Here is a 22900-nt window from a genome sequence, read left to right on the forward strand (position 1 = left end):
GCCGGCCCTGTATCGAACGCTCCTGGCGGCGTCCCTTTTAGCGGGCGCTCCATTTTCAACGGGAGGCCGGGTGGCCGTACAGGGGAGTGCGATATGGAAGGGAATGCCCGTTTATCTGGGCGCTATCTGCATATGTCAGGGATAGGCATGCGGCAAGGGAGAGTCCATCGATTCTTTCTATTTATAATTATAACTACCGCTTCCTTGAGAGAGAAAGCCATCGAAGAAGGACTTTTGGCATGACCTAGAGAACTTTCCCGGATGGCACAAAGTTTCAGAAAATATGCCCTGTGGCGTGGGAAGGAACCTCGGGGCCTTAAAAGAAGGGCTTAGCGCCCATGGTGCGAAGAACAGAAAGCGCATCCAAACCGTTTGAATGGAATGCAAGGGATTCCATGCGAAACAAATAGATCAACCAAAAGCAGCGGCCGGTTTAAGAGGCCGGCAAAAAAGATTGTTGACAGAACCATGCTATAAAGTCGAAAATATTTCGAAGAGAAAGCGAGGGAGATGCATTGAAAAAAATACGGGATATAGTGCTGAATGTCAGTTTACGGACCAGAATGATCCTGTCCAACATTGTTGTGGCGCTCATCCCCTTCCTGATCTTTTCGATTGTCAGCGGAATCGTATTTCTGAATCATGCACAGAAAACGGCAGAGGAACACTCCGTACAGATGATTCATCAGGTGAGCAATTCCATGGATGTATATGTCGAAACCATTGAAAAGATGGTGAATTATGTCCAGCTGGAGGTGCGGGACACCCCGTTTTTTAACATGCGATCGGATGATGCCCCAGGGTGGAGGGACGAAACCGCTTATATACGCTCTATATTGGAAAATGTTGCAAACTCGCACCGTGAGGTGGCGGGGATTTTAATCGCTTCAAAAGAGGACCTTTATGTCAGCACAGGGATGTCGCGTATCTCGCGCGACCCATTCGAAAATGAACAGTGGTACCGTGAGGCTGTGGAAAACCCGGAGGAAATCCAGCTCATCAGCGTGGTGACAGGCCGAAATATCGTGACCAACCGCAGCTATAGCATCGACGACGTGTTCTCTCTGGCCAAGGCCGTCCAAAATCCGGACACCGGCGAGGTGCTGGGGGTCATTCTGCTGGACATCCGGCATGACATCATTCAGAGTTCCATCAATGGCATCACCATTGGAGAAGAAGGTTTTGTCTTTGTCATCGACGAGGAGGACAATATGGTATACACGCCCGTCAATGAGATTGTATACCGCGTCAATCCCAAGTGGTTCCGGTCTGCGGAGCCCATGTCGGTGCAGATTGGCGGCGGCAGCTACCAAATCCGAAGTGAACTGTCTCCTTATACAGGATGGCGTACTGTGGGGGTGTTTTCGCTCGATGAAGTGATGTCCAGCGTCAATACCATTGTGTACATTCTTCTGGCCTGTGTCATTATTTCTCTGGTGCTGGTGGTGATTGTGTCCTTCCAATTGACTCGGACGCTCACCAACCCGATCTTTAAGTTAAAGCGCCTGATGCGGCAGGCAGAATCCGGAGATCTAACTGTTCGGTTCAATGGGCGCAATAATGATGAGATCGGCGAATTGGGACAGAGTTTCAACCATATGATTGCACGCATTGACGACCTGATTCAAATGGTCTACGTAGAACAGAAAAACAAGCGTACAGCCGAGATGAAGTCCCTCCAGGAGCAGATCAAGCCGCATTTCCTGTATAACACACTCGACACCATCAGTTGGATGGCCCGCGACTACGAAGCGGACGACATTGTGCGGTTGGTGGATGCGCTGACCAATATGTTCCGCATCGGCCTGAGTCACAGCAAGGATATTATCAGTGTCAAAGAGGAAATCACGCATGTTTCCAATTACCTGTACATTCAAAAAATTCGATATAAGGACAAATTGAACTACCAGATCCAGGTGGACGAATCCCTCTATTCCATCGAGGTGCCGAAATTGATCCTACAGCCTTTGGTGGAAAATGCAATTTATCACGGCATCAAGGCGAAGCGAGGGGGAGGAACGATTTATATTACAGGAGAACCTGTGGAGAGGAACCTGCTCTTTACTGTGCGGGATGACGGCGCGGGGATGCCCCAGGAAAAGGTGGACGAAATCAACCGGCGGATGAGTGAACGCAGTGTGTTGGATGAGCAGAAGAGCTTTGGGCTGTTCTACATCCGAGAGCGCATCCAACTCTGTTACGGAGAGGGATACGGCGTACATGTCGAGAGCACACTGGGCGAAGGGACCCGTGTGACGATTACGCTGCCTTTGGATCAAAGGCCAAAGAAATTCGATGAGGAGTGATGGGGATGTATAAGGTGCTGATTGCAGATGATGAAGAAATCATTCGAAGAGGGATTGCCTATTTTTTAAAGAAAGATCCAGAGATTCAAGTGGTCGCGCAGGCGGAAGATGGAGAAATGGCTTTGGATCAGGCAATGGAGTATCGCCCGGATTTGCTCTTTGTGGATATTAATATGCCGTTCTTAAACGGATTGGATTTCATTGAAAAATTGAAGGCGGTACAACCGGATGCTTTGATTATTGTAATCACTGGATATGACGATTTTAAATATGCGCAAAAGGCACTGCGGTTGGGCGTCTTTGACTATTTGCTGAAGCCGATTATGGAAGATACCTTTTACGGCGCTCTGCACAAGGCGAAGGAACAACTTGGCCGCCGGCAAAAACAGGCCCAATATCTTGAATTTGCCCGGAAGCTGGTGGAAAAGAACCGCCCTGCAATGATCGCGGAATTTCTGGAGGGCTGGCTGGATGGCCGGCTTACAGAGGCGGAGGTACAGGAACGTACAGCGGCGCTCGATCTGGAAATCCCAGAACCGTTTGGTGTGACGTTGGTACACCTGGAAGATAAGGACAATGCTGAAATCGGAGGTGAATGGGACGACGATCTCCTGTTTTATGCAGCGGAGAATATGGCACGGGAGGTGTTCCAACCCTTCCGCCCAGTATCCACCTGCCGAAATCCAGCCGGCGAACTGGTGCTTATATCATCCGGAGAGCCGCGCGCGGAGTGGGAGGCCGCAGGGGAACAATTGAAAAACCTTTTGCAGACCCACCTGCCGGTGGATGCCTTTTTGACCCGGCGCGGGGAGAAAAGTTAGGGGGCCTGCCGGCCTCTTATGAGGGCGCGGCCGAAGACCTGCGTGCACTTTTAGAGACGCCGCAGTTGGTGCGCGATGCAAAGAAATACATAGAAGAAAATTTTGCAAGGGAAGAGTTTTCCCTGACGGATGCGGCGGACTATACGCACGTTTCTCCACAACACTTGAGCCGGGTATTTCGACAGAGTACCGGAATTACCTTTATGGACTATATCACACGTGTTCGTATCCGCAGGGCAATCGAGCTTTTGCGGGATGACGACCGTAAAATGTATGAGATTGCCGAGACCGTAGGGTATTCCAGCCAGCATTATTTCAGCAGTGCTTTTAAAAAGGTTTTGGGCGTTTCCCCGATGGAGTATAAAAAGAGCCTACAGAAGAAATAGAAAGACAATTCCCACTGGAAATGCGGATCAGGGAATATATACGTTTGGGGAGTAGGGGGACAGCATGAGGGAATGGTTTAAAAATATCGGCGGCCGGCGGATTGGGAAGATTGCCTGTGCATGTGTTTTGACTTTTGCACTGCTTTTTTCCCTCTGTTCGGCATGTGTGGCCAAGAAACAACCCGATCAGATTTCGTATGTGATCGGTATTTCACAAGCCAATATGCGGGAACCGTGGCGTCTTGTACTCACACAGGAGATTCGAGAAGAGGCGGCGAAACATTCGGACGTCCGTCTGGTCATCACGGATGCAACCGACAACAGTGAAAAGCAAATAGCAGATATACAAAAACTGCTGGATTTTGGGGTCGATCTGATGATCGTGTCCCCCTGCGATGTCAAGAAGGTCACTCCGGTGGTGAGCGACGTCTACCAGTCCATCCCCGTGATTGTTCTTGACCGTGTGGTAGAAGGGTACGATTATTCCCTGTTTATTGGTCCCGATAACGAACTGATCGGGAAGCAGGCGGGTAAGTCTGTTTCTCAGATGTTGAACGGCAAGGGAACGGTGCTGGAACTTTGCGGAAGCTCCGCCTCACAGGCCAGCATCGACCGAAGCGAAGGGTTTAGCAGTATCATTGATGAAACAGGGGATATTCAGGTCGAGCAGGTACACGTGGTCAGTGAATCGCGCGATTCGGCGGAGGACATCGTTCGGGCATACGGCACGCATTTGCGGGATATCGACGCCATCTTTGCTCACAACGATTACATGGCCTTGGGAGCGTCCCGTGCTTTGGAGCAGCTGGGGTACGAGGATATCCGCATCGTCGGGGTCGATGGATTTACCGGTGAAAATCGCGGAATCGACTTGGTGAGGCGTGGAATCATTGATGAGACGATCACCTGCCCGACCGGCGGCAGGGAGGCAGTTCAGTATGCATTGGAGATTCTGCAGGAGGTCAGTGGTGTTCCCAAACAGGTGATTCTTCGCAGCCATAGCGTTACAAAGGAAAATGCCGATGCGTATGAGGCGGGCCTCAACCGCAGCTATGAAGAACCCGATAAGATCATTGACGTAGGATATGCCCAAGTTGGCACAGAGAGCGCTTGGCGTCTGGCCAACACACAGTCGATCAAAACCGCTGCAAAGGAATTTGGAATCAATTTGATTTATGAGGACTGCAACCAGAGTCAGGAGCGGCAGATCGAAGCCTTGCGCCGGTTCATTGAGATGGATGTCGATGTCATTGTTTTAAGCCCGGTGGTGGACAGTGGCTGGGATGAGATACTAGAAGAGGCGCAAGAAGCGGACATTCCGGTTTTGTTATCCGATCGAAAGGTCAGTACAAAGAAAGATGACATGTATATGACCTTTATTGGGGCCGACTTCCTGGAGGAAGGGCGGCGCGCCATGCGTTGGGTAGCAGAGACTATGGAGGACCCGGAGGAGTGCGTGCGTATTATGGAGATTGAAGGCACGGTGGGGGCCTCCCCATCGGAAGAACGCAGCCAAGGGTTCAAAGAGGTTATGCAGGAATACCCGAATTGTGACATCGTCTATTCGTCCTGTGGAGATTTCACCTATGAGGGTGGGAAACAGGTCGTAGAAGAGTATATCAATTCCCATGATTGGGACATCGATGTGATTTTCTCACAGAACGACGACATGGCGCTTGGCGCGGCGGAGGCGTTGGAAAACAACGGGATCACGCCTGGTGTGGATGTAAAGCTGATCTCTGTCGACGGCGCGCGATCGGCGTTTGAAGCGCTGATTGACGGCCGGCTGAATTGCGTGGTTGAATGTAGCCCTTTGTTGGGCCCCCAGCTGATGAAGGCGATCAAAGATCTGATGGCGGGGAAAGAATTGCCCTTGCGTATCATTACAGATGAAAAGGTTTACACACAGGAAAACGCACAGAAGTATATCCGAAGCAGAAAATATTGATTATAAAAAGCATTGCTTTGCCGATTTTTAGTGTGATTACAAAGGGAAATCGGCGGTAGCGGTACGACTTTAAAAAGGCCCCGATGGAGCTTAGGCGGATGAGAAACGGCAAAGCAGGAGGAAGCAGCACAAAGACTGCAGGCAAGGAATCCACCCAAGGCTGTCCGGAAATGTCTGGACAAGAGACCTCTCGGACTTTCAAAAAGACAAGCGGGCTCTTCCCATAGATATACAGACAGATGTTCTCACGCAGGGGGAAAATCATTGAGCCAGCTTACTGGCAATTAAAATAAGGAGAATACAAACATGATTACACAGGAACGATTTGGAACAAGAAAGGACGGAACTCCGGTTTACCGGTTTCGTATCGAAAATCAAAGCGGGGCGTCCGTCACCGTGATGAACTATGGATGTACCATTACATCGATTCAAGTGCCTGACCGGGAAGGCCGCTTGACAGACGTATGTCTGGGCTATCGCACCTTGGCGGAATATGAACAGAACAATGGGTATCTCGGCGCGGTCGTTGGAAGACATGGAAACCGGATTGAAAAGGGTATTTTCACACTTGGCGGGACAGAGTATCATCTGGCAGTCAACGATGGGCCGAACCATCTGCACGGCGGACTTTGCGGCTTTGACAAACGGGTGTGGGATGCCACAACGGAGGGAAATTCCGTGACCTTTCACCGGATTTCGCCGGACGGGGAGGAAGGGTACCCCGGCGATCTGGATGTATATGTGACCTATACTTTCACGGATGACAATCGTTTGTGCTTGCAGTATCGCGCAGAAACCGATCTGGATACCGTGGTGAACCTGACCAATCACTGTTACTTTAACCTCTCCGGAGAGGGAAGAGGCACGATTCTAAACCACTTTCTCCAGATACCAGCTTTGTCCTTTACGGAGAACGACGAAAATTGTTTGCCGACTGGAACAATCCTTCCAGTTGAGGGCACTCCATTCGACTTTCGTGAGAGCAAAGAAATCGGGCGGGACATTGGTGTGGATTGTCCACAGCTTCGGAATGGGAAAGGGTACGATCACAACTTTATTTTGCAGGGTGAAAAAGGAGAGAAACTGGCGGCAATTCTATATTCTCCGGAGACAGGAATTGAGATGACCGTCCGCACAACCATGCCCGGTGTACAGTTTTACAGCGGGAATGTATTGGATGGCCCCGTTGGCAAATCCGGTATCGCCTACGAAAAAAATATGGGGTTGTGTTTGGAAACGCAGTACTTCCCCAATGCAATGTCATGTACCAATTTCCCTTCTCCGGTATTGCGGAAAGGCGAACCTTATGCACAGGATACGACATTTACTTTTTGTTGTAAATAAGATAAATAGTTCTGTTTGTATATTAGCTGAAATAGCCAATAAAAGAAGAAGCCAAAAAGATCCATGTATTCTTAACCGTTGTACTGCGGATTAAGAATTGAAAGAGGGCGTCCCCAAACTGCGAATCTTTCGATTCATAGGAAAGGGACGCCCTCTTTCTGCTTGAAAAATCTGGGTTTCTAAAAAACAGGAGAGCGTCCCCAAACTGCGAATCTTTCGATTCATAGGAGAGGGGGCCCTCTTCTGCTTGAAAATCTGGGTTTCTAAAAAACAGGAGAGCGTCCCGAAACTGCGATTTTTTCAATTCATAGGAGAGGGCGCCCTCTTTCTGCTTGAAAAATCTGGGTTCCTAAAAAACAGGAGGGCGTCCCCAAACTACGAATTTTTCGATTCATAGGAGGGGGGCGCCCTCTTTCTGCTTGAAAATCTGGGTTCCTAAAAAACAGGAGCGCGTCCCGAAACTGCGAATCTTTCGATTCACAGGAAAGGGGAATCCTCTTTCTGCTTGAAAATCTGGGTTCCTAAAAAACAGGAGAGCGTCCCCAAACTGCGAATCATTCGATTCATAGGAGAGGGGAATCCTCTTTCTGCTTGAAAATCTGAGTTCCTAAAAAACAGGAGCGTGTCCCGAAACTGCGAAGCATTCGATTCACAGGAGAGGGGCGTCCTCCTTCTGCTTGAAAATCTGAGTTCCTAAAAAACAGGAGGGCGTCCCCAAACTGCGAATCATTCGATTCATAGGAAAGGGGAATCCTCTTTCTGCTTGAAAATCTGGGTTCCTAAAAAACAGGAGGGCGTCCCCAAACTGCGAATCATTCGATTCACAGGAAAGGGGAATCCTCTTCTGCTTGAAAATCTGGGTCCCTAAAAAAACGAGAGGGTGTCCCCAAACTGCGAATTTTTCAATTCGTAGGAGAGGAGCGCCCTCCTTCTGGTTGGAAAAATATCTGAGTTTCTAAAAAAGAGGATATCCTTCAGCCTTTTCATGATTTTTGGGACACTCTCCTGAGGGGTTCATCATAACAAAAATTTTGGATTTTTTCAGATGGGCATGAGAAAGAGAACTTGCTTTGCATAGAACGCCATTCGAAAAAGATCTCATCTAACACACAAGCGAAATTATTTATATGTGCGGAATGCCTGAGACATCCATAAAACCCCCTTCTATTCGTTACATCTGCAAAAAGGAAAAGAATATTTTGATTGTTGGGCAAGGAAAAATATAAACGGATGCCTGCAAGGAAACAGGTCCGGCTCCATTCACGAAACCGATTCCTTATATAGGTCGGTATTACTCCTCCATATTTTGCACGTATTTACATTTGGGGTAGTTGGAACATCCCCAAAATGGTTTTCCAGCCCGGGACCCGTGGGAGGCTGTCCGCAATACCAGTTTGCCACCGCATCTTGGGCAGCGTTTTTCGCCCTTATCCACAGAAGGGGAGGCCGAATACTTTTTTTGGATGTTTTCAATGTGAGTAGCCTTTAGCGCAGCATCGGCCTGTGTAAGAGGATATAGTTTCTCATAGAGATCATCGATTTTATCAACAGAGAGCTGGGCGGCCATTTCCTGGGAGATGCGCGTCACTTCGGCGAGAAGATTGTAGCGGTTTACTACGCGATGTTCGTCACTAGTTAGGTTGATCTCTTTTAATGTACAGCGGTCGCTGAATACAATGAACGAGTAAAAATGGAGTGTATCTTCCTGTAAAAATGTATGGAGCCATTTCAAATGGACCTTGTTTTGAATAATAGGGTTTAAAAAGGAAGATTTTTGAGAACGCCCTCTTTTCTTAGGCAGTGTTTGGGTCCAGTATGGTTTTGATTCGGTTCCAAAGATCCAACCGCTATAATTTTTTGATTCAAAAACATAAATACCGGATTCATGCAAAAGGATCACATCCACTTCCGTGGTTTCTCCATCTTCCTTTGGCAAATAGCAGTTAAAGAGGAAGCGCTTGTGGCCTTTTAAAGGCTTGAGATATGTATAAATGCAATATTCCCCCAGCAACCCCTTATCCCCGCGAAGTTTCCTATATGCATGATGCGTTTGAGCAAAGTATTCGGTTTTTTCGTATTTTTTTCGTTTTACCGTATAGACAATAAAAATGACGAACGCAATCAATAAAAAGGCCAGAATTTCCATATATAAGAGATCTAACATGGCTTACCCCTCCTTTAGACTAATTATACCATTATTTTGCAAAAAAGCTATAAAAATGATTGATATAGTAATGTTTTTGTTGAACGGTAGAAATAAGAGAAGAAGGATATTGCCTATTTGATCTTTATTAGGAGAAAGGCAAATGGTGTCGCTCCTAGGAACAATCGAGCGTTTTCTATTTGAAAGTGTAACGATCGAAAGGGATAATTTGACAATCTTTCGATCGATATTTATGAGCCGAAAGCGTTTTAAGAGATTCCAACACTTGACATTTATTTGGAAAACATTTATAATGCAGCTATTGTAAACTAAAATATTTATTATAGTTTACAATTAATTTGAAATGGAGGAGAATATATGAATCGACTGGAAAAAACCCGGAATCTGGTGCTTTGCGCACTATTTGCAGCATTAACCGCCGTACTTTCTCAGATTGCCATTCCGATCCAGCCTGTACCAATTAATTTAGCTACATTTTCTGTATTTGTCGCAGGAGGGGTCCTAGGAGCGAAACGCGGTGTAATAAGCCAAGCCATATATGTGCTATTGGGGGCAGTCGGATTGCCGGTATTCGCCTCCTTTAGTGGCGGAATGGGGATTCTGTTCGGTCCAACGGGTGGTTATATTTTTGGATATATTGCGGCCGCTTGGCTTGTGGGAATTCTATCGGCACGGTGCCGTGGTAAAATCTATTGGCTTGCATTGAGTATGATCGGCGGACTGGTACTGTGTTATCTGCTGGGGACGATTTGGTTTATAGTTTCGTCGCATACAGGCTTTGTAGAATCCCTGTTCCTTTGCGTAATTCCCTTTTTGCCGGGCGATGCGGCAAAAATTGTGGTGGCCTCATTGTTGGTACCGGTATTACAAAAAGCATTGTCCAGAACTGGGACGGTGACTGCATGATTACCAAAATGATTCGGTTGCGTCCCCATCATGGACTTTGCATCCAGCATTTTACTGGAAAAGGATATAGCGCCGCATTTGTAGCCAATATGACCCATGTAATTGCCGTTTTGCGCGCGATGCCTGAAACACAAATTGAGCTCACAGCTGATATGGACGTGCTTTGCGCATGTTGCCCACATAATCAAGAGGGAGCTTGTGAATCTTCGCCGAAGCCTTCCCTTTACGATCAAGCGGTTTTGCAATGCTGTGGGCTGCAAATGGGACAAAGGCTTTCCTGGAAAGAGTTCCAGAAGCATGTTTCGCAGAGGATTCTTGAAAGGGGCCTTTTGGAACAGGTGTGTAGGGGATGCCAATGGCTTTCGCTTTGTCAAGAAACAACAAAACGAATATATTCACAATAAAAATACAAATTGTATAGTATTATATAATAACAACCTGAATTTTATAATATATAAAATACTATTTGTATAAATATTTGTCGCGGTTTCCCGCTTTTCCATCCGAAAGATTAACGATTAAAAATGCATGGAGGCGGTCAAAAACAGATGGCTCAAAAAGGGATAGAAAAGCGGGGGCACGGGAAGGCCGCGGTTAACGATCAGAAGAAAGGCAGGCCGCCCAATGGCACGTTATTCTGGATTCTTCCATGGCGAAAATCAAACGTACCAGTATCTTGGCAGCATGGGAAAGAGGCTATAAAAATTCCCCCAACCGAATGGAAGGTTGGGGGAATCTTTTATGGCAGGAACGATTGAGTCAAGGGGACTGTCGATTCAATTTGACATCGGATGAGAGTTTGAAAAGAACCGGTTCAACGAATCCGTTTTGTTTATCGTCAATGGGATTCATAAGATGAAAGGGAAACGTACCTCTTGTAGACAAGTATTCGCAGGAACGTTTGCACAGCAAAGGTTCTTTAGCCAAGTGGTCCAGAACATATTTTGGGGATCTCTTTACCAATTGGAGAGATGCGAGCGCTGCATCGCCCCCATGACCTTTGCGCGTAGATCGGGAAACTGGTGTTCCAAATTGGCGATCAAGAGAGCAGTGTCCTGGCGGCTGGTGACACCGTCCGCAGGGCAGGCGCTTTTTACCACGGGGAGTGCATGGCGTCGTGCGGCTGACCGGATTGCCGCTTCTTCTGTAAAGATTAAGGGGCGGACCATCCAGAGATCCTTACGGGAGAGATATGTTTTTGGAGAAAAGCAGGAGAGCTTCCCTCCATAGAAAAGATTCATAAAAAAGGTCTGGACCGCATCGTCAAAATGATGCCCCAACGCCAGTTTATTACAGCCGGCCTCCTTTGCCATATTGTGTAGGATGCCGCGCCGCATCCGTGCACACAGGCTACACGGATTTTTTTCTTTGCGTTCTTCAAAGATGATGTCTCCCAGGCGAGAACGACGCAGACGATATTCCACTTGCATGGAACTGCACAGAGCAGAAATAGGGCTGAAATCGGCCTGTTTTCCACCAAAACACGGGTCAATGGTCAGAGCAACCACCTCAAACGGCTTTGGGTAATATGCGCGTAGGGATGCCAAGCCACTCAGCAGCACTAAGGAATCCTTGCCGCCTGAAACGCCGACCGCAATGCGGTCTCCCGGTTCGACCATCTCATATCGCTCCATTGCAGCGCGCATTTCTCCCATAATCTTCTGCATAATGTGCCTCCATCCTCACGCAAATGACCGCAAAAAATCCCTATATATAATGTATAAGAAAACTTGCCGGTTTGTTTAGCGCTATTATACAGGATACAGGAGAAAAAGAAAAGGGAAGTTCTATCTTGACAGGTTTTTAACAAATGAAATGACGGAAGAGTTTCTAGGAGATAATCGGCCAAAAAGGGAGAAAACAGAAGCTTTGAGCAAACTAAATTAAAATATCCGCTTTTTTCTCTTGACACCTTGCATCCGGTGTGGTAAGATCATTACTGCACTGTGGGAAGCGTCTACCTGTATAAGGAATTGCGCACCTGCAAAGAGCCTATCCCTGAGCTGCCGGAGAATTTGCGGCGATTCAGGGATAGGCTCGGGAATTTTGAAACATCATTGGAGGTAAAAGCTATGTCCACTTATATGCCCAAGGCCGGCGAAGTCGACCGCAAGTGGTATGTGATTGACGCGGCAGGAAAGCCGCTGGGCCGTGTTGCTGCTCAGGCTGCTGTTCTTCTGCGCGGCAAACATAAGCCGACCTTTGCTCCCCATGTTGATTGCGGGGATCATGTCATTATCATTAACTGCGCAAAGGCAGTTCTCACCGGCAAAAAGCTGGAGAAGAAATTCTATTATCGTCACACCGGTTATATCGGCCACCTTAAGGCGGTCCGTTATGACACCCTCATGGAACAGCGTCCGACCAAGGCGATGGAATTGGCCGTTAAGGGCATGATTCCGAGCACCACCATCGGCCGCGCTGCATTGACCAGACTGCGTTTGTTCGACGGCGCTGAGCATAAGCATGCCGCCCAGAAGCCCGCAGCCTGGGAGTTATAAGGGAGGGACTGAACTATGTACGAGAAAGCACCTTATTTTTACGGAACTGGCAGAAGAAAGAGCTCCGTCGCTCGTGTGCGCCTGTACCAGGGCACCGGCAAGGTGACGATCAACGATCGTGACATCGACGATTATTTCGGCCTTGAGACCCTCAAGCTGATCGTACGTCAGCCGCTGGTGCTCACCGAGACCAATGAGAAGTTTGACGTTGTCTGCCGTGTGGCAGGCGGCGGCGTAACGGGACAGGCTGGTGCAATCCGCCATGGTATCGCACGTGCCCTGTTGCAGTATGATTCCGAGAACCTGCGCGCTTCTCTCAAGAAGGCAGGATTCTTGACACGTGACCCGAGAATGAAGGAACGTAAGAAATACGGCCTCAAGGCCGCACGTCGTGCTCCGCAGTTCTCCAAGAGATAATTATTTATCTGGGAACTATATCCCGAAGATCCTATGGGTCTTCGGGACTTTTTTATGTGGAGAACTGGAGGCCATTGTGGTAAAGCCCCCGCGGCCGCCGTGAAGAAGATGCTATAGGCATATCACAAAGAAATTAATGGGAGACTGTCTTTTTAGAGCAATATGCAGGCCTCCCAGGGAACGAACCTTGGGAGGCTTTTTGCGTGGAAAAGCCGATTGCTTCTGCATAATAAATACAATCGTTTCCGGCCGATTGGCGGGAGGATTGGGAAGCAGGCAGCTTTATTTTGCATGCAAGCGGATGGTTCGGCCTGCGGGATCGCATTGCTTTTTTAGGAAAGCTGTGGAAAACTGCAAAGAATGTGGAGTAAAACCGCAAAAAGGAGGTCGGGTTTTCCACAAAGTTTTTCTTTTCAACGGTGGAAAACTGTGTGGAAATAGTGGAAAACGTTCGGAAAATCGAACCAGAGCCCCAATATACAGTGCTGAGCGGTTTTATAGCGGGAGGATTCGATGTGGAATCTTTAAGGTTGGATTGTCCGATGAAACACGGTGATAAAATGGAAGTATCCACTGCAATCCTATAGTGGTCAGCAGTTTTAACTTGAAAAATTCTTTTTCGAGAAGAAAATTTACCATTTCTCAAGAAAGTACGCAGAAAAGCTCTTTTCATAAAAAGGGGTACATTGTGGTAGGCATCGTGGTAGCTGTCGGAGACCACATAAGGCAGGGATGCTTGTTTGCGGAATCCGGCGTGGGAAAGACCTTCCTATATAAGGAAAACAGGCCTTTTTTCAGATACGTGGAAAAGTGGTTGAAAAATGTGGAAAAAGTCGTCCACAATGGAAGAAACAATCCATAGAAACAAGCGATTGGGTTGGAAATATTCGCCTGGAAAACTCCCAGGATGAGACAAGACGCTTTTTAAGAGCTCGTTTGAAAAGTCAGGACTCAAGCCGTTTTTGGAGGGTCCAGCGTCTCTTTTTTTGTGAATGAACGGCATGTTTCAGGCATAAAATACAGGCTTGAAACCTTTGTAACAAGTTTGTAACCAGAAGTTTTTACATTCTGCACAGAAATCGGGGCAAAATCTTCCCAATCAGCGGGGAAAACCGGTCGAAAAAGAGAAACTACCCAGGAAAACGGTGTGATATTTTGTTTTTCAAGTTGTTCATAATGCTCAAAAGCCTTGTTTTTTTAAATTTGACAATCGTCGTTTGGATGAATATAATACGTGCATTGACAAACCCCAATAACCATGAAGCGGCGGCCGGGGAGAAAATCCCCGAATTATAGTAAGTTATTTACTTTGTCGAAGGCCTTTCCATGTCAAACAGGATGACAGAGAAATGGTGATGGCACGAACCGAAATTGCCGCAGAAAAGGAAAAAGGTGAAACAATGTTCAATCAGAATGCGAAGCAATTTGTGGAGAACGCAAAGCGCTTCCTGTGCAAAACCCCATTTAAAAGACTGACTGCACTGTTGGTGATGGTTGCGATCACGGTTAGTTCGGTGATTACAGTTATGGCTGCCACCCGCGACGTCAATCTCAATTATAATGGGGAAACCTACACGCTGCAGACAACCAGCGGCGGGACGCAGGACATCCTGAACCAGGCAAAGGCTCAATATCCAGAGATTGAAGTTGGGCCTATGGACGACATCTCCCGTTCCGAGGACGAAACATCAATCTATCTGACCGTTAAGAGTGCTTATGAGACGACGGTTTTGGCGGACGATGTCAGTCATACGGTACTCGCCTACTATGGCGAAGACGTGGAAGATGTGTTGGAAAAGGTGGGCGTGACCCTCGGTGTAAACGATGTGGTGGAGCCCGACGAAAACGAGAAAGTGACGGAGGACACGGAAATCGTAGTCACCCGCAGATATGAAGTATCCATCACAGCGGATGGAGAGACCCGCGAATTGCTGGCTCCGTCCAACACGGTGGAACAAACCCTGTCGGATCAAGGGATTGCCCTTGGAGCCGATGATCTTGTCAGTGTGAACCTGCAGGAACGCGTTTGCGACGGCATGCAAATTGTCGTATCCCGTGTGACTTATCAGGATGTTACAGTGACAGAAGAAATTCCTTATGAGACGACAACAAAAAAGGATGCGACGCTCGACAGCGGCAAGACGATTGTGGAAGTCGAGGGTCAGGTAGGCAGCCAGACCGTTGAAAAGCGTCAGAAGTTTATTGACGGTCAGTTGGCTGAGGAGACCGTTCTCCATACAACGGTGTTGAAAGAGCCGGTCACAAAGGTTGTTACTGTTGGCGCAAAGCCGAAGAGCGGTATTGCGGTGGTCAATGGAGACGGTACCCTTACCGATCACAATGGAAATACGATTAGGTACTCCAAGGTGATCTCTGGGCGCAGTTCTGCCTACACGGGTGGTGGATATACCTCTACTGGAAAACCTGCGGCAGTGGGCCTGGTAGCCGTCAATCCAAATATCATTCCGTATGGTACGAAAATGTATATCGCTTCTCCGGACGGAAAGACCGTCTATGGTTACGCCATTGCTGCGGACACAGGCGGCGGTGTAAAGAGCGGCCGGATTGTTGCGGACTTGTACTACGACACGTACAATGAGTGTATAAACTTTGGCGTGCGAAACATGAACCTGTATATTTTGTCCTAGTAGAAGAGGCGTTCACAGGATGGCGTGAATCCGATTTTCTGTGTAGGCTAGCGGTTTCTCTACGGCTTTGCTGTGGGGAAGGCGGAGCTTACCCAGAATGACGGTTGCTTCTAGGATTCGATATACGGCAGCGAAAAGGAATTTTTAACAGGCGCCCCTTAGGGGGCGCTTTTGTTTTACATATTTATGGGAATACAGAAGAGCGCTTTCTACGGCGAAGAAAACGGTTGATCGGCAGTAAGAAAGCAGATCGGCCTTTTGTTCGAATATTTTTGCGGCTTCTCTTGTATTTACAGAACATATGTGTTATCATGGGAAAGAAATAGAACATATGAACGTTTTGGAGGGAGAACGGGATGTTGGAATTCATAGGAATTCTTATGATTGCCGGTGCGTGCACGCTATTTGTACAATATCAACCGAAGACAGACGCGAATCGAATGCTGTGTGCTATGATGGCGGTCATGGGATTGGTTTCCCTACTAGCAGGGCAAGGGAACTTATTTTTTACAGGAGTACAGAGTATTTTGGAATTGGCGATGGGATTCTGTTGTACATTGCGTGTCCGCCGGGAATATCTCTTTCGCATTCGCCGGACTCGCCGCTTGCGGGCCCTGCATCGGGCGTCCGTGCAGTCGAGACAGGTGAAACGTGCGGGCTGACAGAACGGTTGACAGGATTTCAGGGTGGGCGTATACTGAAAAACAAAAAACCCGAACCCTGTGGTCCGGTGTAAAAGAGGTTATGCGATTTGTTGGATTATTTATATGCAGCCATGTGGTTTATTGTGGCATTGCTTCTGGTCTTTCGGTTTGGGAAGCTGAATAAGATTTTTTATTTTGCAGGGGCATTGTTTTTCGTAATGGGCGCGTGGTGGCTGGTTGGGGCGATTTTACAGCAGGATCTGTTTGCGGGCGCGCTCGGTTGGGCGTTCCGCGGCGTGATGGCAGTGGCGTTGGTGCTGCTATGTATGGCTTATTACCGTGAACGAAAAAAAGATAACAGCGAAGGATAAGAGGACAGAAATTTGCGGATGGCAATTGTAAGTTTCGCAGGATTTTGCAGTCCATTTTGGACCGGGGTGCATACTATGGGAGTGCGGGGCAAATATATTTTCCACCGCTTCACGATAGATCGCCCGGGTTCGGCCAAGACCCGGGCGTCCAGCTGGCCCCGGGATATTGGTGTCTGTTCGCTCGCGGCGGCAAATGTGCGCAGGGTTGATGCCCTGCGCACATTTGGCTTTCCCAGGCTTTAAGACAGATTGTAAAAGGTGGGGTTCGGCATATTTCGCATGGAATGGCTCTACAAAGTGTCGAATCATAGGAAGGCCTTTCCCCGGTAGCCAGTCTTCTTGACCGGGATTTTGAGAGGGTGCCATTCCTTTCACAGTAGGAATTCCGGAATTCAACAGCTTCGTTTTTCGCGTTTGGTTGAAAAAAAGACAAATTTCGGATAAAATGAAAGATAGAAAAACCGGCGCCGTAACGGCCGCTGTGGAATTGAAAAAAGGAGGTTGCAGTCATGCTGATTGCACCATCGATGCTGTCCTCGGATTTTTCCAAATTGGGAGAAGAAACCATACGTATGGAGCGGGCCGGCGCGGATTGGATTCATTTGGACGTCATGGACGCTCATTTTGTACCGAACTTGACCTTCGGTGCGCCCATTGTAGGGGCAATCCGGCGTTATACCAAACTGCCGTTTGACGTCCATTTGATGATTAGCGAACCCTTGCGCTATGTGGACGATTTTTTAAAGGCAGGTGCGGACATCATCTCGTTCCACCTGGAGGCGGAGAGCAGCGTTCATGAGACGATCCGGGCGATTCGGGAAGGGGGCGCAAAACCGGCTGTCGCGATAAAACCGAAAACACCTGTTGAGGCCGTGCTGCCCTTTTTGGACGAGCTTGATATGGTTCTGGTGATGACGGTGGAACCGGGATTTGGCGGCCAGTCGTTTATGGAACCCATGATGGATAAGGTGCGTTTTCTCAAATCCCGCGGGGTGTTCGTAGAGGTGGACGGCGGTATCAATCCTCAGACAGCGGTTCTTGCAAAACAGGCTGGCGTGGACGCCTGTGTGGCGGGAACCAGTGTATTCCATGCGCCGGATGCAGCGAAAGCGATCGCCTCCCTTCGAGAAGGGAATGGGGTGGTCCTTTGATAGGGTTACCGCGCGGCGTTCGTTTGGAGCCGCACAGGGACGAACCCCTGAAACACGAGATACAGGGCTTTCCTCAGCCGAAACAGTTGTGGGTTCCCTTGGTAGGATGTACCGTGCGCTCAGAGTGCTTGGTGGAACCGGGGGACTGGATCGAAAAGGGGACTCCTCTTTCCGCGCCGCAGTTTGCTGCGCCGGTATACGCCCCCGCCGCGGGAAGTATCAAGGAGATCCGGGAGAGGACGCTTGCTCAGAAGGGCCCAACCACCTGTGTCCTTCTGATCCCCGATTGGTCATATGAGTTTCCGGAGCGAAAGAAACCGGCGCAAGGGCATCAGGAGGAGCTTATTGCAGCGGCCGCTGCCGCAGGAATCGTAGATGAATTTGATGGCCTGCCGCTATATAAGAAATTAAAACGTTTCCGCCGGCGCGGTGTAAATCTGCTGCTCGGCAATGCGATCGATGATGATCCCTACGTGGCGTCCGCAGTGGCAGTCCTGCGGGAAAACCCCCAGCGGGTGGCGGAGGGCTTAGCCGCCGCTGCAAAGGCATGTGGGGCAGAAGAATGGCGTATTGCGGCGAGCTCTCGGAAGGAGAGCAAGCGGATTCATGAGGCGTGCCCTACGGTCGAGCCGTTTCCAGCTGGAGAGCGCTATCCGGCGCGTGCGTTGCTCAAGAGAGAGCTGTATGCCAAGGGAAATACCACTGGATTTATTGGGGTTCAGGCCTGTGCCGCTTTTGCAGACTTTTTAGAGAAGGCTGTCCCACAGACAGAGACGGTCGTAACGGTGAACGGCGATGCGGTTTCAACTCCATACAATGTCCGCGTACCTGTTGGCACGGCATTGCGGGAACTATTGGGATTCTGTGGAGGGGAAGGGACACCCGGCGCTTGTTTTGTCGGGTCCTCAATCACTGGGAAGCAGGTGTCCGATCTGGACACTCCGGTTACGCTGGATACGCGTTGTTTGGTCGCACTCAAACGCGCGCCAAGATGGAAAACCTTCCCTTGTATTGGCTGTGGAAGCTGTGCGCGCGCTTGTCCCAGGGGGATTCGGCCGTGGGCTGTGTGTGATCAGCTTTCCCGGGAAAACCCCGATCCTCTGCGGATGGTAAACGTACAACATTGCATTGCTTGCGCTGCGTGCAGCGTGGCATGCCCATCCGGAATCGACCTTGTGTCACAGATGCTCCGTGCAGCGGAATTTAAAAAGGGGGGCGAATAGAATGCCTTCTTTACAGGAAACACCTTGTTTAAGAAAAGAACGAAGCGTTTCTTCGATGATGTGGAATGTCGCGCTCTCTCTGTGTACACTGTTGGTATTGCCGGCTGTGTACTATGGCTGGAGACCCCTGGTCACCTCCTTTGGAACGGTGGCGCTATGTTGTATTGCGGAGGTGGCAGTCTGCCTGGTGCGCCGTTGTAGTATTCAAATGGACCCATCCCTTCTGGTAACGGGACTGATTATTGCGCTCCTGATGCCTGTGAACGCACCGTTCTGGATGCCCGCACTGGCGGCGCTCTTTGCCGTTTTCGTTGTGCGCGCACCCTTTGGCGGAACAGGGTGCACTCCCTTCAATCCAGCTGCAGCTGGCGTGGCGTTTGTCACCATCTGTTGGCCGGAACGCATGTTTTCTTATATCAGTTCCTCCGCCGGATGGGTGTTACCGGCTTTTGGCGAATGTACGTATACTGCGGTTCGATCGCCGGCGGGCGTGCTAAAAGAAGGGCTGAAACCGGATATTGTACCTTTGGAGATGCTCTGGGGCCGCTTTGTAGGGCCGATGGGGACGACTGCCATGCTGGTCATCGGCGCGTGTGGGCTGTTCCTGATATTGCGCAGGATCGCCAACTGGGAAGCCCCTGTATTCTTTCTGCTGGTAGCGGCTGTGGGGGCTGCACTCTTTCCAAGAATCGCATGCAGCCCGTTGACCTCCGTGAAATATGAGTTGATGTCCGGTTCTCTATTTTTTTGCTCTGTCTTTATGGTGACCGACCCAGTCACCGCACCGCGTACACCGGTAGCACGGTGTGTTTATGGCGCATTTTGCGGCGCGCTGGTGATGCTATTCCGCCACTTTGGCGCATACGAACAAGGCGCCTGTTTTGCGGTGTTGGCGGCAAATGCGGTTGCTCCGCTGCTGGACCGGGCAGCAACAGCCGCCCGCGGATGGGGAGGGAAGATCGTTGAAAGCTAGAACGGAACAAATACGTCCTGCCAGGAGGTCTACCTTGCGGGAGACCCGAACGATTTTTACGAACGGTTTGTTTTTAAGAACCCGGTTTTGATCGGAGCTTTGGGGTTGTACCCGGTTGTTGCGGCTGGTTATAATCTACGTGCAGCTGTCCAATTATCGCTTCTGCTATTCCTGATTACATTGCCTACAGCGTTGATCTGTTGCTTTCTCGGAGGGTTGGTGCCCAATTGGTTGCGCCCCGGCGCGGTCCTTTGATAAGTGCAGGGGCTTATCTTCCAGCGGCTTGGTACCTCGATCAGGTTTTTCCAGGTTCCCTCAATGCGCTGGGAATCTATGCGGGCCTGACAGTCTGCAATTCCATGTTGCTGTCCCGTTGTAACGACTATGCACCATTTCACTTGGCGCGAGCGGTTCTGGCCGATGTCTTTGGCTGTATGCTCGGCTATTCTGTGGTTTTGTGCGGTTTTGCCTGCTTGAGGGAATATCTCCAAAGGGGAAGTGTTTGGAACGCCAATGTAGGGACCTATATCGCGGCGGATAAAGGGACTGCGCTGCCGTTCTTTGGATTTCTGTTGCTTGGATTTGCCGCTGCCCTTGCCAAGTGGGCGGACGGCCGGAGAAATAAGAAGACGGAAAGGCAGGTACCACGCGCATGAACACATGGATGGAGGTGGGCTTTACAGCCCTGTTAGCCGTTACAGCGGAAAATTTGATCTTTACGGGTGGCATTGGCTTTAGCCGTGTACTGCGCGCAGCGCGAAAACCGAAGACCATTGGAATTTACAGCCTGTTTGTCGGAGGGTTCTCACTGGTCTCGGCGTTGGTTGCTTGTTTTTTGGGTCCGGTTTTGCTTTCCAATAGCACATTGTTGTTTATGCGGCCAGCCATCTATGCATTTTGTGCCGCACTGGCGTATATACTGGCGGCATTTTTGATGAAAACGTTTCTCCCAGGGATTTATGATAAGGTGGGCGCTGTTCTTGCGCCAGCAGCTATCAACTGTATTGTGCTTTCAATGCCCTATATGCAGCGCAGCTTTACGCTCCAGCCACACGAGGCGGTGGGCTTTGCCATAGGGACAGGGGTGGCCTTCTTTTTAGCAGCGCTTGTTCTTTCCGAAGCGTTGGAGCGATATCGCAATGAGAATATGCCAAGGGCATTCCGCGGCCTGCCTTCTGTTTTGATTTATGTTGGAATTCTATCCATGGTATTTGTCGGTATAACAGGAGGACGGTTGTTTGGTTAGTTTCTAAGGAAGAGGAATCCCTCTGCTGATTTTAGCAGAGAGATTCCTCTTTTTTGGAAGAATAAGAGGGGATAATGGAGCGATATACACAAATTTCAATCCTAAATTTCACATGACATGTGCAAGTTGTGTGTTGTAAAATTCCCAAAAGAAGTCAAAGAAAAAAGATAAATGGTATAATATAACAAATAAGGATTTTTCAATAGAATCCTTATTGTCGTGGGCCGAATAGCGGCCTAATTGAGGATGTACGAAAAAGAAACGGAGGAAAAGCAATGAAGACAAAAAAGAGCAGAGTCGTTTTGTCGAGCGTTTCCGTGTTGCTGGTGCTGAGTCTGCTGGCAGGCATGACGATGGCCTGGTTTACGGACACGGAAAAGGTGAACGCAAATTTCACCGCGGGTGTGCTGGACATCAGTGTAAAGCCGGGTGAAACGGACAAAGGGGATCTCACGTTTGAGAACCTGCGCCCGATGTTGTACGACAACTTCTACAAGGAGTTGGAACCCAATGGCAACGAAAAATGGGTCAACGATGTGACCCAGGATAATACAACGGGCCTGGACGACGAGGATTATGCGCCGGTGCCGGCATACTTTAAGCCGGTGGTTATCAAAAATGAGGGCACACTGCCGGCAAAGGTAAAGCTATCTTTGGAAGCAGGAGACGGCTGCGAAGCAGGGGAACCGATCCTGACGGAAAACAACATTACGATCAAACAGGACCCCGAAAAGATGCAGGATTGTGTAAACCGTTTGGCGCCGGTCCTGAAAGTGTTTGTTTACAAGCTGGTGGGCGAAACCTGGACAAAGGTTGAGGATGTCAACCTGAACACAGCGTACGACGAGGCTAAGGCAAATCCGGACAAAGTAGCGTCGGACAACACAGCGAAAGAGACGAACAATACATACATGACGGCGATGCTTCCGGCCCAGGGCACAGCGACCTATGTGATCGCAGGCTATCTGCCGGAGACCGTGAACAACGCCTATCAGGGCCAGCATTTCCACGGCAAGCTGGTGCTGAATGCTTACCAGATGGACGACACCGGCGCTGGCAAGCCGGACGAGGGCGGTTCCAGCTCGACCGATCCGGAGGACCCGGACCGCTTCGAGGACAACGTGACCATCGAGTGGCGTGAAGGAACTGCGGAAGGTGACCTGGTAAAAAGCCAGAATGAGACGGTAAAGAGCGATACCACCATTGCAGCTGTGAACTATGATGCGCCGGAAGGCTATGTGTACAGCCCCGAGGCGGCAGAACAGAAGACGGATGTAGTTGTGGATGAAAAGACTGGCGAAGCGACGCCAGGCAAGGTTATTTTCACGGTGGTGCCGGAAGAGGCGAAGGCGATTGAGTATGTGCTGTATTATAGAAATACAGTAGACGGTCAATTGCTTACCCAAACCGAAACGGTTTCACTGGAATATCCAGGGGAATACACCATTGTAGCCCCCAATGCGCCGGCGTCAAGGACCAGGGCGACAGAGAAGGATCGGATTTCCGCTCCGATTCCGGCGGGCTATGTGTTTGATCCGGATACGCAGGCCTATGATGTAGCGGTCAATGCGGAGGGAACAGCCACGCCCACGAGGATTACCTTTGATGTAAAACCGGAGAGTACAGAACCGACCGATCCGGACCCGGAGGAGCATCCGGAGGCGTATCAGGTGCGCGTAGACTTCCGAAATCAGGAAACAGGTATCCTTTTGGATCGGAGCTATTCCAAAACATATGGTGGTCTGACGAAGGAGTCCACACCTTTACCCCGGTTGGCGAAGCACAGAATGACACCGAAGTTCTAACATTATGTAACGGCGCCGGAAGGCTATGAATATGACCCGGCGGGAC

General features: G+C 49.4%; 22 protein-coding genes. 19 read left to right on the plus strand and 3 right to left on the minus strand.

Features of this window, described 5'->3' with window-relative positions; all coding sequences use genetic code 11:
* Window positions 1-515 precede the first annotated feature (515 nt).
* The 5 genes from ACGCCZ_RS00820 to ACGCCZ_RS00840 all read left to right on the plus strand — a co-directional run bounded on the left by ACGCCZ_RS00820 (window position 516) and on the right by ACGCCZ_RS00840 (window position 6805).
* Complete coding sequence (locus ACGCCZ_RS00820; protein ID WP_411655055.1) at window positions 516-2306, plus strand: sensor histidine kinase; 1791 nt, start codon at window positions 516-518, stop codon at window positions 2304-2306.
* A gap of 5 nt (window positions 2307-2311) precedes the next feature.
* Window positions 2312-3127, plus strand: a complete 816-nt coding sequence (locus ACGCCZ_RS00825) for a response regulator (protein WP_411655056.1) — start codon at window positions 2312-2314, stop codon at window positions 3125-3127.
* A complete protein-coding gene (locus ACGCCZ_RS00830) occupies window positions 3037-3513 on the plus strand; it encodes a helix-turn-helix domain-containing protein (protein WP_411655057.1) in 477 nt (158 codons plus the stop codon). Before ACGCCZ_RS00825 ends, ACGCCZ_RS00830 begins: the two co-directional genes overlap by 91 nt.
* Before the next feature lie 64 nt (window positions 3514-3577).
* The gene (locus ACGCCZ_RS00835; protein ID WP_054325018.1) at window positions 3578-5461 is read left to right on the plus strand and encodes a substrate-binding domain-containing protein; all 1884 of its coding nucleotides are present in this window, start codon (window positions 3578-3580) and stop codon (window positions 5459-5461) included.
* Between the two features lie 306 nt (window positions 5462-5767).
* Window positions 5768-6805: an aldose epimerase family protein gene (locus ACGCCZ_RS00840; protein WP_143255326.1), complete on the plus strand. Its 1038-nt coding sequence runs from the start codon at window positions 5768-5770 to the stop codon at window positions 6803-6805.
* 1291 nt (window positions 6806-8096) lie between these two features.
* Here the strand turns inward: ACGCCZ_RS00840 and ACGCCZ_RS00845 are convergent.
* Window positions 8097-8969 (minus strand): nuclease-related domain-containing protein, encoded by an 873-nt coding sequence (locus ACGCCZ_RS00845; protein WP_054324964.1) that lies wholly within the window; start codon window positions 8967-8969, stop codon window positions 8097-8099.
* A gap of 357 nt (window positions 8970-9326) precedes the next feature.
* On the opposite strand from ACGCCZ_RS00845, the gene ACGCCZ_RS00850 reads away from it, so the two are divergent.
* The gene (locus ACGCCZ_RS00850) at window positions 9327-9875 is read left to right on the plus strand and encodes a biotin transporter BioY (RefSeq protein ID WP_085534328.1); all 549 of its coding nucleotides are present in this window, start codon (window positions 9327-9329) and stop codon (window positions 9873-9875) included.
* Window positions 9876-9883: 8 nt separating this feature from the next.
* Entirely contained in the window at window positions 9884-10279 is a 396-nt protein-coding gene (locus ACGCCZ_RS00855) for a DUF1284 domain-containing protein (protein WP_411655065.1), read from the plus strand.
* Between the two features lie 552 nt (window positions 10280-10831).
* Here ACGCCZ_RS00855 and ACGCCZ_RS00860 read toward each other — a convergent pair.
* Window positions 10832-11542 carry a tRNA 2-thiocytidine biosynthesis TtcA family protein gene (locus ACGCCZ_RS00860; protein ID WP_054324961.1) on the minus strand — a complete coding sequence of 237 codons (711 nt, stop codon included), beginning with the start codon at window positions 11540-11542 and terminating at the stop codon, window positions 10832-10834.
* Window positions 11543-11947: 405 nt separating this feature from the next.
* Between ACGCCZ_RS00860 and rplM the strand changes: the two genes are divergently transcribed.
* Both rplM and rpsI read left to right on the plus strand, forming a co-directional pair.
* Complete coding sequence (gene rplM, locus ACGCCZ_RS00865; RefSeq protein WP_054324960.1) at window positions 11948-12376, plus strand: 50S ribosomal protein L13; 429 nt, start codon at window positions 11948-11950, stop codon at window positions 12374-12376.
* Between the two features lie 15 nt (window positions 12377-12391).
* The gene (gene rpsI / locus ACGCCZ_RS00870; protein ID WP_054324959.1) at window positions 12392-12793 is read left to right on the plus strand and encodes a 30S ribosomal protein S9; all 402 of its coding nucleotides are present in this window, start codon (window positions 12392-12394) and stop codon (window positions 12791-12793) included.
* A 133-nt stretch (window positions 12794-12926) separates the two neighbouring features.
* Here rpsI and ACGCCZ_RS00875 read toward each other — a convergent pair whose 3' ends face one another.
* A complete protein-coding gene (locus tag ACGCCZ_RS00875; protein ID WP_411655058.1) occupies window positions 12927-13514 on the minus strand; it encodes a hypothetical protein in 588 nt (195 codons plus the stop codon).
* Window positions 13515-14142: 628 nt separating this feature from the next.
* Between ACGCCZ_RS00875 and ACGCCZ_RS00880 the strand changes: the two genes are divergently transcribed.
* The 10 genes from ACGCCZ_RS00880 (at window position 14143) to ACGCCZ_RS00925 (ending at window position 22854) form a co-directional block, all read left to right on the plus strand.
* Window positions 14143-15441: a G5 domain-containing protein gene (locus ACGCCZ_RS00880; RefSeq protein WP_054324957.1), complete on the plus strand. Its 1299-nt coding sequence runs from the start codon at window positions 14143-14145 to the stop codon at window positions 15439-15441.
* Between the two features lie 356 nt (window positions 15442-15797).
* Window positions 15798-16103, plus strand: coding sequence for a hypothetical protein (locus tag ACGCCZ_RS00885; protein WP_054324956.1), 306 nt, complete (start codon window positions 15798-15800; stop codon window positions 16101-16103).
* A gap of 89 nt (window positions 16104-16192) precedes the next feature.
* Window positions 16193-16456 (plus strand): hypothetical protein, encoded by a 264-nt coding sequence (locus ACGCCZ_RS00890; protein WP_054324955.1) that lies wholly within the window; start codon window positions 16193-16195, stop codon window positions 16454-16456.
* A gap of 509 nt (window positions 16457-16965) precedes the next feature.
* Window positions 16966-17607, plus strand: coding sequence for a ribulose-phosphate 3-epimerase (gene rpe / locus ACGCCZ_RS00895; protein WP_411655059.1), 642 nt, complete (start codon window positions 16966-16968; stop codon window positions 17605-17607).
* Complete coding sequence (locus tag ACGCCZ_RS00900; protein ID WP_411655060.1) at window positions 17604-18830, plus strand: SLBB domain-containing protein; 1227 nt, start codon at window positions 17604-17606, stop codon at window positions 18828-18830. The genes rpe and ACGCCZ_RS00900 overlap by 4 nt, the downstream gene beginning before the upstream one ends.
* Before the next feature lies 1 nt (window position 18831).
* Window positions 18832-19803, plus strand: coding sequence for an RnfABCDGE type electron transport complex subunit D (locus ACGCCZ_RS00905; protein WP_411655061.1), 972 nt, complete (start codon window positions 18832-18834; stop codon window positions 19801-19803).
* 105 nt (window positions 19804-19908) lie between these two features.
* Window positions 19909-20058, plus strand: coding sequence for a hypothetical protein (locus tag ACGCCZ_RS00910; protein WP_411655066.1), 150 nt, complete (start codon window positions 19909-19911; stop codon window positions 20056-20058).
* Window positions 20031-20459 (plus strand): Rnf-Nqr domain containing protein, encoded by a 429-nt coding sequence (locus ACGCCZ_RS00915; RefSeq protein ID WP_411655062.1) that lies wholly within the window; start codon window positions 20031-20033, stop codon window positions 20457-20459. Before ACGCCZ_RS00910 ends, ACGCCZ_RS00915 begins: the two co-directional genes overlap by 28 nt.
* Complete coding sequence (locus ACGCCZ_RS00920) at window positions 20456-21049, plus strand: Rnf-Nqr domain containing protein (RefSeq protein ID WP_054324950.1); 594 nt, start codon at window positions 20456-20458, stop codon at window positions 21047-21049. Before ACGCCZ_RS00915 ends, ACGCCZ_RS00920 begins: the two co-directional genes overlap by 4 nt.
* Window positions 21050-21324: 275 nt before the next feature.
* Window positions 21325-22854 (plus strand): TasA family protein, encoded by a 1530-nt coding sequence (locus ACGCCZ_RS00925; RefSeq protein WP_411655063.1) that lies wholly within the window; start codon window positions 21325-21327, stop codon window positions 22852-22854.
* The last annotated feature ends 46 nt before the right edge of the window (window positions 22855-22900 follow it).

Source organism: Anaeromassilibacillus sp. SJQ-1 (genome assembly GCF_046693725.1).
In the GTDB taxonomy this organism is placed as follows: Bacteria; Bacillota; Clostridia; order Oscillospirales; family Acutalibacteraceae; genus Anaeromassilibacillus.

What these genes read in the sequence shown, in the direction of transcription:
- ACGCCZ_RS00825 (WP_411655056.1), top strand. Translation starts at nt 2,312, where the DNA reads ATGTATAAGGTGCTGATTGCAGATGATGAAGAAATCATTCGAAGAGGG.
- ACGCCZ_RS00835 (WP_054325018.1), top strand. Translation starts at nt 3,578, where the DNA reads ATGAGGGAATGGTTTAAAAATATCGGCGGCCGGCGGATTGGGAAGATT.
- ACGCCZ_RS00840 (WP_143255326.1), top strand. Translation starts at nt 5,768, where the DNA reads ATGATTACACAGGAACGATTTGGAACAAGAAAGGACGGAACTCCGGTT.
- ACGCCZ_RS00845 (WP_054324964.1), bottom strand. Translation starts at nt 8,969, where the DNA reads ATGTTAGATCTCTTATATATGGAAATTCTGGCCTTTTTATTGATTGCG.
- ACGCCZ_RS00850 (WP_085534328.1), top strand. Translation starts at nt 9,327, where the DNA reads ATGAATCGACTGGAAAAAACCCGGAATCTGGTGCTTTGCGCACTATTT.
- ACGCCZ_RS00855 (WP_411655065.1), top strand. Translation starts at nt 9,884, where the DNA reads ATGATTCGGTTGCGTCCCCATCATGGACTTTGCATCCAGCATTTTACT.
- ACGCCZ_RS00860 (WP_054324961.1), bottom strand. Translation starts at nt 11,542, where the DNA reads ATGCAGAAGATTATGGGAGAAATGCGCGCTGCAATGGAGCGATATGAG.
- rplM (WP_054324960.1), top strand. Translation starts at nt 11,948, where the DNA reads ATGTCCACTTATATGCCCAAGGCCGGCGAAGTCGACCGCAAGTGGTAT.
- rpsI (WP_054324959.1), top strand. Translation starts at nt 12,392, where the DNA reads ATGTACGAGAAAGCACCTTATTTTTACGGAACTGGCAGAAGAAAGAGC.
- ACGCCZ_RS00880 (WP_054324957.1), top strand. Translation starts at nt 14,143, where the DNA reads ATGGTGATGGCACGAACCGAAATTGCCGCAGAAAAGGAAAAAGGTGAA.
- ACGCCZ_RS00885 (WP_054324956.1), top strand. Translation starts at nt 15,798, where the DNA reads ATGTTGGAATTCATAGGAATTCTTATGATTGCCGGTGCGTGCACGCTA.
- rpe (WP_411655059.1), top strand. Translation starts at nt 16,966, where the DNA reads ATGCTGATTGCACCATCGATGCTGTCCTCGGATTTTTCCAAATTGGGA.
- ACGCCZ_RS00905 (WP_411655061.1), top strand. Translation starts at nt 18,832, where the DNA reads ATGCCTTCTTTACAGGAAACACCTTGTTTAAGAAAAGAACGAAGCGTT.
- ACGCCZ_RS00920 (WP_054324950.1), top strand. Translation starts at nt 20,456, where the DNA reads ATGAACACATGGATGGAGGTGGGCTTTACAGCCCTGTTAGCCGTTACA.
- ACGCCZ_RS00925 (WP_411655063.1), top strand. Translation starts at nt 21,325, where the DNA reads ATGAAGACAAAAAAGAGCAGAGTCGTTTTGTCGAGCGTTTCCGTGTTG.